We start from the raw sequence: 16404 nt of genomic DNA on the forward strand, positions 1-16404 counted from the left end.
AAAAATTTAAATTGATAATTCTATATAAAAAGTAGCACCAGAATTTGTTTCGGATTCTATGGCCATTTTTCCATTTAATAATGAAACTCTGTTTTTAATATTTTTTAATCCCATACCTTGGAAATCTTTTAGTGGATCGTAAACAAAACCTTTGCCATTATCTTCCACTGAAATAAAGAAAGTATCTTCAAATTGACTACAATCAACTATAATCTCACCACATTTACTGTGCTTAATGGCGTTTGTAATTAGTTCTTGTATAATTCTATAAATAGTTAGTTCATTTTTTTCAGAAATAGTGGGTTTAATATTATTGGAATGGTAAAATATTTCTATACTATCACTACTCAGTAAAAAACACAGATCTCTGAGGGCTGCATCTAAACCGAGTCTTAATAATGATTCTGGGACAAGGTTATGCGCTACACGCCTTAGCTCGGTAATGGAACTACTTAACAATTTAGAGATAGTTTCAATTTCATTATTAGGAATATTTGCATTTTGATCTTTCAGATTTGATAATCGCATTTTTAAAACAGAGAGTGAACTACCAATACCATCATGAAGATCTTTGGCAATTCTTTTTCTTTCAATTTCTTCACCTGAAATTGTAGCCTGCATAACCTCTAATTCCTTTTGTTTTTGAATAGTGATCAAATTTTGAACGTAATTTTTTTCTTTCTCGTTAATTAATTTGGCCTTATTTTTTCCATTAAGCCAAAATTGAAAAATGATAAATATCAGGATTATTGAAAAGAAGCCGAACAACAAATAGTATGTACTATTCTTGGCCGCTAAAAGCTGTGCCTTTTTATTTGCAACCTCAAGCTCACTTATTCTTTGCTGACTTTCAACTCTATTATATTTCGTCTCTAAATCTAGAATTTCTTTTTTGGCTGCAACTTCATTTAAACTATCATTAAGAAAAGAATACTTATCATAATAGTATATAGCCTCCTTGTACTCTCCTAGGCCTTTGAGAGTTTTAACCATTTCCTTGTAATAGCTTTTTTTTTCTACTTCAAAGGGATCTCCTTTTTCGAGGATTTCATACATTAATGTACGAGCCTCCTTGTACCTTTTGAGTTCGTTTAAAATGAGAAATTTTCTAAACCATAATTGATTTAATGATTGTTGATCATCGTTTTTTTTACAAACGGTAATTCCATTTTCACAACTTGTAAGAGCCTTATTAAATTCATTTAAATTGAAAAAATAGAGTGCTTCAGCAGCATAATAAAGGTTATTTATATTTGAGTCTGGATACTTATACAAGATTTTAAAAGCCTTGTCAAGCCATTTTTTACTTTCCATATTCTCATTTAGATATAATAGGTTCTGCGCATTTAAAATATATGTTTCAAGTTTGGCCTCCAATAAAAAAGAAGATGGTTTTTCTACATTTTCTATAAAATATATTGATTTTTTAAAGTATTGTTTTGCCTTATCGAATTCCCCTAAATTCATTAAGGTAGTGGCGACCATACGATATATATTGCTTAATAGTTCCTTGTCGTCGGCTTTTATCGCAAGAGGAATAGCACTATCAATTAAAAGAGATAATCCTTCTGCATCTTTTTCTTCCAATTGTTTAATTACCGATAAATTATTAATGAGTACAGTTTGAAAAATATAGCTTTCTTTAAATTTATATTTCTCAAGTTTTTCAAGAGTTGAAACAATTCCATTCGCGTAATTCTGTGTATCTCCTGAAAGTACATACTCCAGTGATTTATAATAGGTTGAAATATCCTGGAGGTACGGATAATCTTTTGCAGCATCCGTTCCTATTTTTAGATATTCCCTAAACTTCTCATTATTGCCCTGACGTCGATAAGCATCACATACTTTAAAGCTATAATAACTTTTTACACTATCCGATTTCGTGTTCTTGATTATCTGAATAATACTATCGGTTAATTTCTTATTATCATTTAAGGAATTGAATCGTTGGGAATAAACTATTCCAGAAAAAAACAAAAAGATTAAAAAGAATAAGTGTTTTTTCATTAAGATAATAGTAATCCCCAAAGCTACAATTTTCTAATCCGCAAATAGATATGCACCTTGAAGTTCTGTAAAAAATACCTGATTACAGGTAGCTTATATTGCCTATTAAAAGGTATATGAATATTCTCTTAATTCAGATAAGTTTGAAAAAAAAACTAATGAAAAAAGTTTACTTATTATATATTACCGTTTTTATCTTCAATTTAGGGTTTTCCCAAGAAGAAGTTTGGTCTAAGCTTTTCTCGGAACGCTTGGATTTTTCTCAAGCCGTTCCTAAAAATGTAGTTTTCACAAATGATTTAAAAATAATCTACCCCGTTGTGGAAGACGGAAATTTATTAAGAATATATAAGCTTAATGAGAACGGGGACATTGTTAGAATTCTGGATACTGAGGAAAGTGTAAGTTCCATTTCGGAAATAGTTAAAATATCTGAAACAGAATTTTCTTTGATTTTTAATGTGGAACCACTTGCTCTTACTCCTATTTATAAAGTTATACATTTTAATGAATTATTACAGATAACTTCTGAGACAATACTTAATCTGCCTATTATCTCAAATTTTGTCAATCTCATTCGATTTTTTAATCTAGAAAATCAGCAATTTGTAACTTTTAATGATAATGGCACTTATTATTTGATGCACTTAAATGGTAATAGTGAATTAGATATTATCTATACTAGTACAAACAATGTTTTTGTTGACCATATTTCGATACTTCCTACAGGTAATTTATTGATTGATTTTTCAACAGGTCAAGCTCATATTTTAAAGTGTATAAATACTGTGAATGGGAATTTAATTTGGGAGAAAAACTATGGGGACCCTAGTGAGATTAACTTGGATTATATTAAGACTTTTGATAGTGAGGGAAATATTTACATGTTCAGATTAATAAGGAATTTTATAAATGGTGAAATATTTGACACAATAGAATTGCTAAAAATAAATGGAAATGATGGTAGCGTCACATTAAATAGTATTGAAAATCCACCAAACGATTGTGTTTTGAAATTTGAAGATTTAGAGTTTAATAAAGTTACACAGGAGGTGTACTTTAGTTACAGTAATTGTAGTGACCCAGGAGGTATCATTCTAAAAAGTTTTTCCAAAAACTTGGAACCTCTTCATACTATTAATGTGGATGCCGCACCAGATGGCTTTTTTGCTTCGGTTGCAAAGTCCTCCCAAATAATATTTAGGGATAACGGTAAAGTTGTTTTTATTTATAGGAGCTATAAGAATGTTGAAGAATTTGATAATATCTATTTTTTATCCTTAACCAGCAATCTTCTTCCTTTATATACGGGAGAGTTGAACATACCTCCAAAAAATGGGACAGAGTTATTTGCGGATGCTGAATTATTTGGAGAAGCAAAAGCAGTTATAATAGGAGATGTGCCTCATAAAGACCCGAATGTTTCTTGGGAAGTAGTACAGTTTTTTATTTCAATGATTGATCTCGATGTTGTTTTGAATATAGAAGATGTTATCTCCAATAATGTAGCTCTATTTCCTAATCCATCTAAGGATAAATTGAACATTATATCTTCAGAAACTTTTGAAAGCTTTCAGGTATTCGACGTATCTGGTAAAATGATTAATTGTCCTCAAAACCTATTTCAAAAAAATATTGATATTTCTAATTTAAGTAATGGAATATATTTTCTGAGGTTAAAAACCAGTTCATTAAATACAATCCATAAACAATTTATTAAATTTTGAATTTATAAAATGAATAAGTATTACTTTTTTATATTTCTTTTTTTTTGTGTAAAAAGTTTTGCTCAAATAGATCCGATTGGATCTACTGATTTTGGAAGGATCGTGGATATTACATATGATCTTTCTATTGAGAATACCGTTTATGCAGCTACTATTGGAAATCATATAGTTCGCTCTACTGATAATGGAGCCACTTGGAATTTGTTTTATTCGCATCCTGATAGGGACGTCTTTATACAAAATCTAAAATTCTTTGGGAATGATAAAATTAGCTTTACAGTTGATACCGGTTATGGGAATTGGAATAAAATATTTGTACTCGAAATATCAAGTGCTGAAATTTTTACTGAATACAATATTCCAATACCAAGTGGTGCTGATGAAAGCGAAATAACTTCATATGATTTTTATATGAATGATCCTCAGTTTATTGTTGTGCAACAAATTTATGGGATTGGAGGTGGAATATTTGGAAAAGTTTATTACACAAACACTGGTGGGAATAGTTGGGAGGATATTTATCAAACGGAAAATTTTGATGCAATTTTCCCCAATGGAGTTGCGATTTCACCCGGGAATCCGAGTAAGATTTTTATCGCACGTCAGGGTGGTCTAGATCCTAATGATTATGGTGGTTTATTAATATCAAATAACGGAGGGACATCTTGGGAAGAGAAACTTTCTGGAATAGATTTTAATCAAATAGTTTTTAGACCTGACAACCCAGAAGAGATATTTTTAGGTTCTGCTTATGGTTCACAGATTCAAAATTTGTATCGCTCAATGGACAATGGAGACAGTTGGTTGAATATAGATAATGATTGGGCTTCGGAAGTACCCAATGGCATTCTTAAAATACAATTTGACCCTACTAATTTTGATTCTATTTTGGTATTAGGTGTAAATGAAATAGTTAGAACATTCACGAATTTTCAAAATTACGAGGTCCTTCATTTTCAGAATGAAATTGGAAATTTTGACAATTATTATTTCGGGACTAATGCATCAATTAACCCTTTTAATAACAATGAGATATTTATAACAAATAATGATTATCCACTTTTTACTCATGATGGAGGGGAAACTTTATTACAAGTAAAAAACCCATTTTTTTTCTCAATAGGAAACGTAGGCTATTTCGAAAGTGAATTGGCGAAAAATTTATATTATAATGTCCAAAATGGATACATACATAAAAATATAAATACCAATATTGATACACCTTTTTTTATAGTACCCTTACAAGCTTTTCCGAATTTTACAAGCACTTATTTTTTTGATAAGAATGTATCAGGAAGAGTGTATGCGTTTTCAAGTTCCTTTAATGGATCTGGTATGGGAATAATGGAAAATCATGGAAATATATTGTCTTCATTTCCTCTTTCCTTTCAATTTTTACATGATATAAAATCCAACCCAGGTAACAATTCTATAATTTTAGCTTCCTTTTCCAATGATTTTGCAATAAGTAATTTGGTTCGGATTGATATAACGGACCCAAATAACGTGACACAGGAACTTGTTAACCTTCCAACACAAGGCTTACTCTCAACTATTTTAATAGACTCCTTGAGTACAAATAAAATTTCTATTGCGTTAGAAGCTCGAATATATAGAACTGTGGACAATGGTTTTAGTTGGCAGCTGAGATCACAAGGATTGGAGAGTTTAGTTGAGGGACAAGACATGATTTATGAAATAAAGCAAAATCCACTAAATTCAGATCAATTGACAATTGCAACATCGAAAGGTGTCTTCACATCATTGGATGATGCCAATAGCTGGATTCCATTGTCAAATTTTCACGTACAAAAAGTATGGAGCTCCCCAATAAATAGCAATCATATCGTAGCTATGGATTTTGACAATCAACTAACGTTAACAGTTAATTATTCTAGTGACGGTGGCCAATTTTGGAATGAAGTGTCTTATGAAAATTTGAAATATATAACTTCTACTGGTGCTGAAATAGCATTTACAGAAAATCAAGCTGAAATTTATCTTGGAACCTATGATATGGGATTGATTAAATACAAAGTTGATTTAGAAACTTTGTCTATTCCTGAAATTGGAGGTTTACAAGAAGAGGTAATTGTTTTTCCAAATCCCACCCCCGACATTATTCATATATTTTCCAAAAACGTACAAGTTCAGGTGATTACCTTGTATTCAATGGATGGAAAGAAAATTATGGATAGCAAAGGGGGTTATCGGTTTGAGATGAATTTATCAAATATAGCGTCGGGCCTCTACACACTAAAAATAGTATTAAAATCAGGAAATATCATAAACAAAAAAATTTTTAAAAAATAAATATGAAAACAATAATATTTTTAAATATCATTTTACTGTCTATTGTAATGAATGGACAAACTTCTATTTCGAGGGATAATTATTATGTGGAAGGGGATGTAGTGTTATTACACAATAAGTTTGACATATCACTTGAAAATTTTACTTCAGGTGATAGTGGAGAGAACATTATATGGGATTACTCGGATATGGATTTTAATCATTCTTCAGTTATCGTTGATACCTTGCAATTTGTTAACCCAGTTGGAACACCTTTTTATCCAACATTTTTGAGGGCAGACTATAGTGCTGCTAATTTATGCTATATTAGAAAGACCGATGAATTTGATAGTGGCAATAACAATTACAATTATATATATATTGATTCCGATAAATTAGAATTTATTGGAAGCTGGGCAGATAACCCAAGTAATGAGCGTTGGGAGGATCATTATGTTGACCCTGTTAAAGAACTTGATTTTCCATTTACCTATCAGGATACTTATGTAGATACTTTCGATCGCTTTTACTCCGATCAGTCTTCAGGTATTGAACACACCGTAACAGGAACCGTTGAGGTTACTGCTGATGGTTTTGGCACATTAGTAACACCGGATGGAGAAACATTGAATGATGTAGTTAGAATACATCGAGTGGAAAATGGGGTAGACACGAATTCAATTGGCCAATCAAACCCTTATTCAAAAAATAGTTTCTATTGGTATAGCTCAACGGTGAAAGGTGCAATCTTATCATTTGAAATGGCATCCAATGATCCGAACAGAATTGAAACTGCTAATTATGAAAAGCTATTTTTACTGGGCACGCCAGAATTTATCGATAATTCTGTAGTACTATTCCCCAATCCAACATCTTCAAAGATCAATTTTTATACTAGGGATTTAGATATTAGTGAAGTAAAAATATATAATGCAACAGGGGTACAAGAGATGAAAGTTGATATTGATGAAAGCGGTTCCATAAATATAGAATCTTTAAAACCGGGAGTATATCTATTAAAAATAAGAAATATGGGAGGCAAATTTTTTATAAAAAAAATTATAAAAAATTAAATTTTAAATAGTCCTAATTAATTATTTGGGACCATTGCAATTTTTAAAAAACACAAAAAAGACAAACGCTTTAAATACATTTCCATTTATTATTAGCAATTATCTAATTTCTACAGAGAGAAATGATACTAACATCATTTCTTAAATTTAAATATTGTGATTATTAAAACTTTAAGAGTCATCCTTAAAAAAAATATTTTTTTCTGTTTGATTATAGCGATAAAACCACCTGTTTTTTTATAATCATTCATCAGGTTAGTCTTTTATAACTATTTTTTAGATGTCTTTATTTTATTTCGAAAATGATATTTCATTTGGTATTAAGCGATGTTGAATTGATGAGGAGTTAAACTATGGTGGTGGTCGCTCTGAGGGGGGCTGATTGCCACCACCTCTTCATTTTATAAGACCTAAATAGGGTTTTTTGAAAAAAAAGGTTCTCCAGTAGTTAAGGTTTAAATTTAATTTTTTTCATTGTTTAATTTAGATATCCTTGGCTGGATTCATAGGTTTTTAAGAATTTTCTGGTAGTAAATAGGACTTTTAAAAATCAGATGTAATTTTTTTTGACGCACAAAATGAAAAATATAATAAAGTGATTCTTGTTCAATTTTTTAAAAGTGATTATACCTATTTGCAGGTATTAAATTAAGGCTATCATCAGGTATTTCGTATAACATTATGAATTTTTAATTTTGTGCTTTAGGAAAAATAAATATTGAAAAAGAGATTCTTAATGATAACAATAATTTTGGTTATATCTTCCTGTAAAAACCCAAGTGAAACAATTGAAGCGCAAAAAAAAGTGATAGGAAAATTGAAGATCTAAAGGATAGATTACGACCTTTCATTTATTATTAATGGAGGCTTTTATTTTGACTAAATAGAAAAAGAGCCTATCGTAATAATAAAATCTTAAAATCTACATAAATTCATAATTAATAGTTTAAATGTATATTAAATAATTGGGAGTTTGGTTAGTTGGTAGTTTTTAAGTAGGAAGAACCCCTTGTTAATTAACGAGGGGTTTAACTGTTAGGGTAGCTTAAAAAATTATTAGGGCTAATTGATTACTTAAATAAATATCGAAACAAAATGAATTCTTTAAAGCAAAAGCTGAAATTTATAAGCATGAAAAATTATCTTAAAACCATATTAGTTTTTTTTATAACATCCATATCATATTCACAGTATAACTCAGAAGGCTGTTTAACTATTTTCTCTGAGGAAGGTGATAAATTCTTTTTAACCCTTAATGGAGAGCTGATGAATGATATTCCGCAGACTAATATTCGTGTTGAAGATTTGGATCAACCATTTTATCAAGTTAGAATTGAATTTGAAAATGAAAATTTGATTGAAATAAATAAAGATAATATTAATGTGATTGATGTCGATGATAATTATATTGATGTGACATACAGGATAAGAAGAGATAAGAATAATAGCAATAAGATGAAATTTAATTATTTTTCTGAATCGCCTAAATCAGAAGTTTATATTCCAAAAGAAAATGTTCATGTAATACATTTTGATGATATAATTATCAAAAAATCAACAATTGAGACTACAACAATAACTACAGTTACTGATAATATTGGAGTAGGAGCAAACATAAGTGTAGACGGCTTTAATATGAATGTATCAATATATGATCGTCAACCAGTGGTTATTTCCCAAACTACAATCACAAACAATACACATGGTTTTGATGACTTTGGATCTTATCGAGATTCTTGTGATCAAAAATATGAGATGAAATCATCAGATTTCAATGCGGCCGTTTCTTCAGTAAAAAATCAAAATTTTGAAGAAACCAAATTGACCACTGCAAAACAGATTAGTTCAGCCAATTGTTTGAGTGTTAACCAAATTATTGAAATTGCGAAAGTATTTAATTTTGAGGATTCAAAATTATCTTTTGCAAAATTTGCATATGCCAATTGTATTGACAAAAAAAAATATTTTTTGGTAAATGATATTTTTTCCTTCAGTGTTAATATAGAAGAATTATCCAATTATATTCAAGGAAAAAAATAGTTGGAAACCCAGAAATATAAAGGTGGGTATTAATATTTAATTTGAATATTTTAATAACATACCTTGATTAATTAAAAAGGTTCATAAACCAAAAGAGATGACTATTAAAAGTCAAACCGAGAAGGGAATGGGTCTGTTATTTTATTTCTTTCGATAATATCTTGATATAGGCAGAATTTTTATTGTGGATTACTTATTCTGAAAAATTTGGTTAAGGAGCTGGAAAATTTGTGATGGGACTAATATGATATCATTAGATTTTTACATTAATTACGATGATTTTTTAAAAAAAAATCATTTCCAAGATAATTTAAAATTTGTTTCTCAAACAATTTATACCTCATTACAGGTAAATGAAAAACGCTAATTATAGGTATTTTTTTATTCTGAATACAGTTTTAAATTTGCTTTAAATAAATGAAACTTTCTTTACGACCAAGTCGATTTTGGAAAAATTCCATAATAATTAGGTCGAATGCGAATAAAAATTTATACGATAATATGAAAGTAATTTTAGAAAAAGAAAAATTTAATAATAAATATTACTATAGGATTCTTTTAAGCCAAAAAAGGGAGAATATAGTGATATCTTAAAAACCTACGTAATTTCATGTTTTTGAGTTAAGATAGTGAATAAATTGGAGTTTAGTTAGTAGTTTTTAAGAAGGAAGGACCCCTTGCATTAAGCGAGGGGTTTAACTTTTAATTTAGGTTGTTTAAAATATGAGCAAAGTTGGGATGACCATTTTTTTTTAGATTATGTAACTAACTACAAGAACATACAGAATACCAAATTTAATAATGATGAAATATTTTACAACGATAATATTTTTTTTTATTAGTGTCATTTCATATTCTCAATATACCAAAGAGAATAACCATATTAGTTCTTTTTCGAAGCAATCTGGTTTTATTTTCCAGAAGAATAAAAAGAGAGACCGTATACCGTTTCGGTTAGTTAACAATCTACCCATTGTCGATGTAGAAATTAATGGCACACCCCTTTCATTTATTCTAGATACGGGAGTAGAATCTACAATCCTTTTTAGTTTGGAAGCAGTAGATAGCGTTCAACTTCGCAATACTTCTCCCGTGCTTTTACAGGGCTTAGGTCCGGATGGAACTGTACAAGCGCTGAAAAGCTTAAATAATAATGTAAAAGTTGGTAATATTTTCGACCGAGACCATTCACTATATATAATTTTTGATAGTTCCCTCAATTTTTCCCCACGAATGGGCATCCCAATACACGGAATTCTGGGAAATGAATTCTTTCAGAATTTTATTGTAAAAATTAATTATGCTTCGGAAGTTATAACTGTTTCTGATCCTAAAAAATATAAACTCGAAAAATGTAATAAATGTGAGGATTTGCCACTAAATTTTGTGGGAAGCAAACCATATGTTTCTCTAAATATAGTTTCCGTTGAAAAACAAAAAGAAATAAAATTATTGATAGATTCGGGATCTAGTGATGTTTTATGGCTCTTTGATGATGATGGCTTTATTGAGGAATCACCGAAAAATTATTTCCATGATTTTTTAGGTCTGGGACTCAGCGGAAATATATTTGGTAAACGCGCCCGAATTCCTGAATTGATTGTAGGTAAATATATTCTAAAGAAAGTAATAACGTCATTTCCTGAAGAAAATTCAATCCTGAAAGCGCGTTATTATGAAGATCGTCACGGTAGTGTTGGTGGAGGATTTTTAAGTAAGTTCAATGTTACTTTTGATTATGGAAATAATTTAATAAGGTTTAAAAAGAACAGCAGGTTTAAAGATCCGTTTAATTTCAATATGAGTGGATTGACTCTAGAGCATGAAGGTATGGAATTGATAAAGCAAGAAGGACATACAGCTGTCATTTCGAATCTAGAAAACCAAAAAAAGAGTTTTATCAGGAACGGTGTTTCGATCACACCCGAAGTTCAATTGTCATTAGTGCCAAAATACATTGTGGCCGATGTTCGAGAAGGTTCTCCCGCTGCATTAGCTGGAATTGAAAAAAGTGATGAGGTTATTTCAATTAATGGAAAACCGTGTTATGAATATAAACTTCAACAACTGATAGAAATATTTTCTAGTGAAGAAGGAAAAAAAATTGCAATGGAAATAAGAAGAGACGGGTTATTACATAAAACAAAATTCTACCTTAAAAATGCTATTATGTGAGAACGATTATTAGTTTCAATGGAGGCGGCTGATAAATATGAGTCTTTATGACTGAGGCTATTAAAATTTATGTATTTTTTCAAATTTCTTATTTTGATAAATCATTTCCGAACAGCTTTAAGGCACATAAATGCGGGAAATTCATTCAATTCTTTAAAGTGTTTAGGATCTAACTTTTTAAATTCTTTGGTTGGGATAGGTTCCACTAATTTTTCAATATAAAAACCATTATTGGTAATTGGTGAGAGACACTCATAAAGCGGTCTTCTATAACTTAACATTTCTATTGGTTTACCAAATCCTTTCCAGACTGTTTTTATTTGTTCAATGAGAAAATACTTAGAGGAATTGTAGTAAGTATATTCAAAAAAGGGATGTTCAATAGAAATGACGAGCGTTCCTTTGTTTTTTAAAACCCGATGAAATTCAGTGATTGTTTGGTTCCAGTTCTTAACGTACTGCATAGCCAGAGCACAGACTACAATATCAAAAGAATTTTCTGATAAGGTTTTAAATGGTTTGGCGAGATCTTGTTCAAAGAAGAATCCTGAACTTCCATTTCTTTCTTTAGCAAGTTGGACCATTCTAGGGCTAAGATCAAACCCTGTAACATTTGCTCCATTGGCAATAAAAATTTCTGCGTATTTTCCTGGGCCACAGGCTGCGTCTAGAATGTTTTTATTTTTTACCTCTCCAATAAGTTTTAAAGTATTAGGTCTATCATAATATGCATTATGTGGTTTATTCTCAATCAATGCATTGTAGTTATCTGCAATTTTTTCATACGCTTTCTTTATTTTTTCCATATCCATAAATATTTATTTTGATCTTAATAATATTATTCCTGCTGATACCAGCCAACTAACAAGACCAAAAGCGAAAATTCGAAACCCATATAAGGTTGTTAAAACAAATCCATTAACCGCAATAATAATTGCAAATAGAACAATGAAGACTCCTATATATCCTATCCATTTAGGGAATTTGGAAAAAAGAAGTATAGTGATGGAATAAATGAGAATTGAAACACAGAAAAAGGCTATACATATATAGGTTAAGGATTTATTGAGTGCAAAGCTGTAGTTGACTATTGCTTTAAGTATAATTTCCTTCTTACTTCCATCAATTGCGTATTTTCCAAGAAAAAAAGGAAGGGTCAGACCGTTTATAAGAGCAGCTAGCAATGCTGCAATTAAGGCGAGGGACGCGAATATAAATCCAAATATAGCAAACCTGTATTTGTCTATAATGGACATAGTTAGACCCCATAGGCCAAACATTAATATTGGAATTGAAAAGATTGCCAACGAGTGGATTATCGACAAGGATTTGGATTCTTTTAATATTTTTTCAATACTTCCGCCAGATGGATGGAATACCATAGTCGCTAACATTAAAATAGCTCCTAATATTATTGAAGTACCGGTACTTTTGGTAAAATAACTTTTCATATGATTTTCTATTTATTCGAAAATCAAAAATGCGGAATTAATACTAAAGTAAACTTGATTAGAATCAATAACGATGCTATAAACTAAAATAACGACTTCTAACTCTACTTAAGGTTTCGGGAGTAATGTTTAAATAGGAAGCAATAAGTTTTTGAGAAAATTTTTGAATTATTTGAGGTTTATTATTTAAAATATGTTCATACTTTTCATCAGGAGAAAAATTATTGTCGTAAAATTCAATACGGAAAAGAGTTTCATCCATTAGCCTTCCCATTTGAAGAAATGAGGGAGATATTGCAATAAGTTTATGTATTGAATCTATTGATAACTCGTAAATAGAAGTGTCTTCATATGCTTGAATATAATAAGCTGAGGGTTCTTGTAAAATAAAGCTTTTATAATTTAACACACAGTCTTTTGCAAGGTTTAAATCTATAATCGATTTATCTTGTTCGGAATTAATTTTGTATTGATATAGTGCTCCTTCAATTATAAAATAAACTGAGGAACATATTTCGCCTTTAGTGAGTAAATAATCTTCTCTTTTTAATTTTCTATAAAGAAGTTCTTTTTCAAAAAGAACCAGCTCTAATTGAGAATAACGACCTGTCTTATTTAAAACTTCAGCTATGGGACTATACATGGGATGAGTATTATTTTCCAATTAATTTATAATATAAAAAGAATGATATATAGCAATAAATATCGCTATAGCATTTTTTTCTTTTAGTTTTTAATTTAAAAATTAGTAGGCAATATCTTCGATACACTTATTTATAGTTATTATATCAGTGCCAAACATTAATTTCCCAATATCGTTTGTATTTTGTTTATAAAATAATAAAAACATCGCCAAACCTTCATCCTGTGACCACCACTTTTTATTGCGCCTAAGACCTTCAATAGCAGTTTCATTATCTAGATTTGCTCCTTTTGGATTTGTTAGCCAGATAAAAGCCACATATTTGCCAATGCCCTCCATAGTGATAAAAAAATCATCATATGTCTTAAATAGTTCTTTTGTGCCAACAAAATATTGAGTTTGTCTCGCGTTGTACATGCTTAAGGCCTTCTTTGTCAGTTTTTTTGAGTCAACAGGATCAATAGCCCAAAAGGCATCGTAAAATAGATTTATTTCAGCTTTCATAGATTGGTTGTATTCTAGATTTCCATCCATCTGTTTCTGAACTAAATTATCATCTAATTCAATTTCGGGGTTAATTTCATTTTCAAATTCTTGAAGTTTTTTACCGAAATTTTTATTTTGTTGAGAATGTGCAAATTCATGAAGAAAAATACTGGTGTATAAATTTTCATCACCCAATTCATCACTTTGAATTTGATTTTGTATCCAAAATGAAGGGGTTCCCATTACAAAAAAGGTTTGATTGGATCCTTTTTTTCCTGACGCTGCAAATGACATAATTTCAATGGGTGTAATCTGTCCATTTGGCAATGTCAGCTTATCATAATGTTTGTATTTTACCCATTTTTCTTTTTTTCCAAAAAACTGTGGACCTTTTATCTCTAAGCTATTCTCAATCTCTTCCTTCGTATTTGTATAGACAAATATTTCGTCATAGAATATCATTAAAGGGGGTTCAAATGAAGAAATTTTTAAAATATCATTTGCAACCAGTTCCCAAGCATCAAACCATTTTTGAACCCCGATTAATTCAACCTCAATATTAGCATTGCCCTGTTGCTTTTTTTCACTTTTTTTTTGCTCGCATGATATCAAAAGAGCAGTTATAAATACTAATATTATTTTCATTTTTTTATATATAATACCCCAACGTATATTTATCTTAAATCTGCATATTACTCTTTAATAAACTCAAGGTCAATTCCAAACCACCTATACTTCCTTCTAGGATTTGCTGAAAGTCCCTGGAGTACATTAATTTAAACGCACCGCAAAAAATATAATTTACGGTAAGAAAGATCCACAGATACGCGAGAATTTTATTATTATATTGATTATTTTGTAATAATGGTTCTTCCATTGCTTAAAAGGTGTTTTATCTTTAAGGTCTATACTATAGTAAGGTCGATATACCCAAATCAATAAATCCAATACTTGTAGAGTTTACACTGCCATTTTTCTTAACAACTCCTCCAACTTTAATAGTTCCGGTCATACTTTCATTTGCTTGGCCAAAACCACCAACTGTTGACCCTGCTTGTAGAACTAATGCTACTGGATCTGCTGCTGTAATAACAACCTCTTTAGACCACGGGAGGGAAACGTTATCAACAACTTGATTTACACCATCCCCATTAATATATACAATGGTTAAAGTTCCTGAATAAGTTCCGGACAATTCATATTTCACTGTTTTGGAATTACCACCAGAAGAGCCAGAATCATCATCTTTGTTACAGGATATCATAATGGTCATTAGTAATAAAATTAAAACGGTTGGCAAAAATTTCATTTTTTTTCTTTTCATATTTATATAAGATTGATAAGCCTACTTTTTTTTACGGTTGTTCGGCGTGTCCGTCTTTTTCGACGCTTTTTTCAAGACATCTTAAGTCAAGATTTCTTTGGTCATTTTTTCTTATAACTCCGGAACTGCCATTTTATGGTTAATTTTTTAAAGTTAGTATTGGCATTAATTCACTTCTTATATTCCAAAAATAGAGAGCAATTCCAATAGCGACGCATGGTAATTCTATACCGAATTCATCAATAAAATAAGCCGTGTTTCCCGTGTCTGTAGTAAGAGGTATAAAAATTCATTGTAATTAATACAACAATTCCAGGACACCACATTAAACCTGCCGCGTATAAGCCACTTCCTCCACCGAGTTTTCCAGAATAAATAATCAAAAAATAGAATAGTGAACTTAAAGCCAAATTAATAGATAGAAATAGGAGGGTTGGTTTTAGCTTGTGTATGGAGAAATGTGTCATATCTTAGTTTCCCTGTTAGACTTATTCATATTCTACCTTTAAAACTTCAGGAATATTTTATGCAAATCGACTTATCAATTAACACTAAAGGCATACATAAAATCATTTGAACCAAAGAAAAACTCTCCAGTATCAATGTTTTTAACAATTAAATAATAATAGCCTTCTTTTATTTTTTCAACATCATAGCTTATTTTTTCAAAAGATGTTGAAGTACTAGTACCTTTTGATTTGGTAGTGATAAAAACTCTTTTATCATTTTTTATTTCAAATTGTACCAAATCCAGAATAGATGTTGGATCTACACCCGGATTAACTTTCACTATAAATTTTAGTGAGCTAGTTTTTGGTATTCTAACTTTAGATGTTACTCCATTTAAAAAGAAACCTCCTTCTGCTCCAAAAAGCCCTTTTGACTTCGTTATCGTATTATATTGAGACTTTTCCAGATCGACCAATTTATTGCTTTGTGTATCGAAGAAAGTTGGTTTTTCAATAAACTCAGGCAATTCTTGTTGGGCTTGGGAGTTAAAAGAGGATAAAATGAATATTAAAAAAATAAAAATTGTTTTCATGATTATATAATAATTTAAGGTCGGGGGTAGGAATTTATTACTTTGATAAAGTGTAAATGCTAGTAGTAAAACTATTGAGAAGGGAGGTATTTTTCAATACTCAATTAGAAGTAAAATAAAATACCTGCATTCAGGTAAATT

The 16404-nt window shown here is 30.2% G+C and carries 14 protein-coding genes; 6 read left to right on the forward strand and 8 right to left on the reverse strand.

What is annotated here, in order from left to right; all coding sequences use genetic code 11:
* Positions 1 to 6: 6 nt before the first annotated feature.
* Entirely contained in the window at positions 7 to 2010 is a 2004-nt protein-coding gene (locus ESU54_RS08865) for a tetratricopeptide repeat-containing sensor histidine kinase (RefSeq protein WP_111844598.1), read from the reverse strand.
* A 158-nt stretch (positions 2011 to 2168) separates the two neighbouring features.
* On the opposite strand from ESU54_RS08865, the gene ESU54_RS08870 reads away from it, so the two are divergent.
* The 5 genes from ESU54_RS08870 (at position 2169) to ESU54_RS08890 (ending at position 11317) form a co-directional block, all read left to right on the forward strand.
* Positions 2169 to 3737: a T9SS type A sorting domain-containing protein gene (locus tag ESU54_RS08870; RefSeq protein WP_160113281.1), complete on the forward strand. Its 1569-nt coding sequence runs from the start codon at positions 2169 to 2171 to the stop codon at positions 3735 to 3737.
* Positions 3738 to 3746: 9 nt separating this feature from the next.
* On the forward strand, positions 3747 to 6050 hold the full coding sequence (locus tag ESU54_RS08875) for a T9SS type A sorting domain-containing protein (protein WP_111844600.1): 2304 nt from the start codon (positions 3747 to 3749) through the stop codon (positions 6048 to 6050).
* A 2-nt stretch (positions 6051 to 6052) separates the two neighbouring features.
* Positions 6053 to 7102 (forward strand): T9SS type A sorting domain-containing protein, encoded by a 1050-nt coding sequence (locus ESU54_RS08880; RefSeq protein WP_111844601.1) that lies wholly within the window; start codon positions 6053 to 6055, stop codon positions 7100 to 7102.
* Positions 7103 to 8233: 1131 nt separating this feature from the next.
* Positions 8234 to 9142 (forward strand): DUF4476 domain-containing protein, encoded by a 909-nt coding sequence (locus ESU54_RS08885; protein ID WP_160113302.1) that lies wholly within the window; start codon positions 8234 to 8236, stop codon positions 9140 to 9142.
* Between the two features lie 801 nt (positions 9143 to 9943).
* The gene (locus ESU54_RS08890; RefSeq protein ID WP_146848104.1) at positions 9944 to 11317 is read left to right on the forward strand and encodes an aspartyl protease family protein; all 1374 of its coding nucleotides are present in this window, start codon (positions 9944 to 9946) and stop codon (positions 11315 to 11317) included.
* 101 nt (positions 11318 to 11418) lie between these two features.
* Here the strand turns inward: ESU54_RS08890 and ESU54_RS08895 are convergent, their stop codons facing one another.
* Together ESU54_RS08895 and ESU54_RS08900 are read right to left on the reverse strand one after the other, a co-directional pair.
* Positions 11419 to 12123: a class I SAM-dependent methyltransferase gene (locus tag ESU54_RS08895; protein WP_160113303.1), complete on the reverse strand. Its 705-nt coding sequence runs from the start codon at positions 12121 to 12123 to the stop codon at positions 11419 to 11421.
* 12 nt (positions 12124 to 12135) lie between these two features.
* Positions 12136 to 12573 carry a hypothetical protein gene (locus ESU54_RS08900; RefSeq protein WP_146744034.1) on the reverse strand — a complete coding sequence of 146 codons (438 nt, stop codon included), beginning with the start codon at positions 12571 to 12573 and terminating at the stop codon, positions 12136 to 12138.
* Here ESU54_RS08900 and ESU54_RS08905 point away from each other — a divergent pair.
* Entirely contained in the window at positions 12566 to 12760 is a 195-nt protein-coding gene (locus ESU54_RS08905) for a hypothetical protein (protein ID WP_146744035.1), read from the forward strand. The two genes, ESU54_RS08900 and ESU54_RS08905, sit on opposite strands and share 8 nt — an antisense overlap.
* Positions 12761 to 12844: 84 nt before the next feature.
* Here ESU54_RS08905 and ESU54_RS08910 read toward each other — a convergent pair whose 3' ends face one another.
* From ESU54_RS08910 to ESU54_RS08925, 5 genes are all read right to left on the reverse strand, one after another.
* The gene (locus ESU54_RS08910) at positions 12845 to 13432 is read right to left on the reverse strand and encodes a Crp/Fnr family transcriptional regulator (RefSeq protein WP_146744036.1); all 588 of its coding nucleotides are present in this window, start codon (positions 13430 to 13432) and stop codon (positions 12845 to 12847) included.
* A gap of 81 nt (positions 13433 to 13513) precedes the next feature.
* Positions 13514 to 14542 (reverse strand): hypothetical protein, encoded by a 1029-nt coding sequence (locus ESU54_RS08915; protein WP_111845586.1) that lies wholly within the window; start codon positions 14540 to 14542, stop codon positions 13514 to 13516.
* Between the two features lie 34 nt (positions 14543 to 14576).
* Complete coding sequence (locus tag ESU54_RS18250) at positions 14577 to 14774, reverse strand: DUF6326 family protein (protein WP_111845587.1); 198 nt, start codon at positions 14772 to 14774, stop codon at positions 14577 to 14579.
* Positions 14775 to 14807: 33 nt separating this feature from the next.
* Positions 14808 to 15221 (reverse strand): MmpS family transport accessory protein, encoded by a 414-nt coding sequence (locus ESU54_RS08920; RefSeq protein WP_111845588.1) that lies wholly within the window; start codon positions 15219 to 15221, stop codon positions 14808 to 14810.
* A 541-nt stretch (positions 15222 to 15762) separates the two neighbouring features.
* Complete coding sequence (locus tag ESU54_RS08925; protein ID WP_111845589.1) at positions 15763 to 16263, reverse strand: hypothetical protein; 501 nt, start codon at positions 16261 to 16263, stop codon at positions 15763 to 15765.
* Positions 16264 to 16404 lie beyond the last annotated feature (141 nt).

It is taken from the genome of Aequorivita antarctica (assembly GCF_007997155.1).
GTDB classification, from domain to species: domain Bacteria; phylum Bacteroidota; class Bacteroidia; order Flavobacteriales; family Flavobacteriaceae; genus Aequorivita; species Aequorivita antarctica.

What these genes read in the sequence shown, in the direction of transcription:
- ESU54_RS08865 (WP_111844598.1), bottom strand. Translation starts at nt 2,010, where the DNA reads ATGAAAAAACACTTATTCTTTTTAATCTTTTTGTTTTTTTCTGGAATA.
- ESU54_RS08870 (WP_160113281.1), top strand. Translation starts at nt 2,169, where the DNA reads ATGAAAAAAGTTTACTTATTATATATTACCGTTTTTATCTTCAATTTA.
- ESU54_RS08875 (WP_111844600.1), top strand. Translation starts at nt 3,747, where the DNA reads ATGAATAAGTATTACTTTTTTATATTTCTTTTTTTTTGTGTAAAAAGT.
- ESU54_RS08880 (WP_111844601.1), top strand. Translation starts at nt 6,053, where the DNA reads ATGAAAACAATAATATTTTTAAATATCATTTTACTGTCTATTGTAATG.
- ESU54_RS08885 (WP_160113302.1), top strand. Translation starts at nt 8,234, where the DNA reads ATGAAAAATTATCTTAAAACCATATTAGTTTTTTTTATAACATCCATA.
- ESU54_RS08890 (WP_146848104.1), top strand. Translation starts at nt 9,944, where the DNA reads ATGATGAAATATTTTACAACGATAATATTTTTTTTTATTAGTGTCATT.
- ESU54_RS08895 (WP_160113303.1), bottom strand. Translation starts at nt 12,123, where the DNA reads ATGGAAAAAATAAAGAAAGCGTATGAAAAAATTGCAGATAACTACAAT.
- ESU54_RS08905 (WP_146744035.1), top strand. Translation starts at nt 12,566, where the DNA reads ATGGACATAGTTAGACCCCATAGGCCAAACATTAATATTGGAATTGAA.
- ESU54_RS08900 (WP_146744034.1), bottom strand. Translation starts at nt 12,573, where the DNA reads ATGTCCATTATAGACAAATACAGGTTTGCTATATTTGGATTTATATTC.
- ESU54_RS08915 (WP_111845586.1), bottom strand. Translation starts at nt 14,542, where the DNA reads ATGAAAATAATATTAGTATTTATAACTGCTCTTTTGATATCATGCGAG.
- ESU54_RS18250 (WP_111845587.1), bottom strand. Translation starts at nt 14,774, where the DNA reads ATGGAAGAACCATTATTACAAAATAATCAATATAATAATAAAATTCTC.
- ESU54_RS08920 (WP_111845588.1), bottom strand. Translation starts at nt 15,221, where the DNA reads ATGAAAAGAAAAAAAATGAAATTTTTGCCAACCGTTTTAATTTTATTA.
- ESU54_RS08925 (WP_111845589.1), bottom strand. Translation starts at nt 16,263, where the DNA reads ATGAAAACAATTTTTATTTTTTTAATATTCATTTTATCCTCTTTTAAC.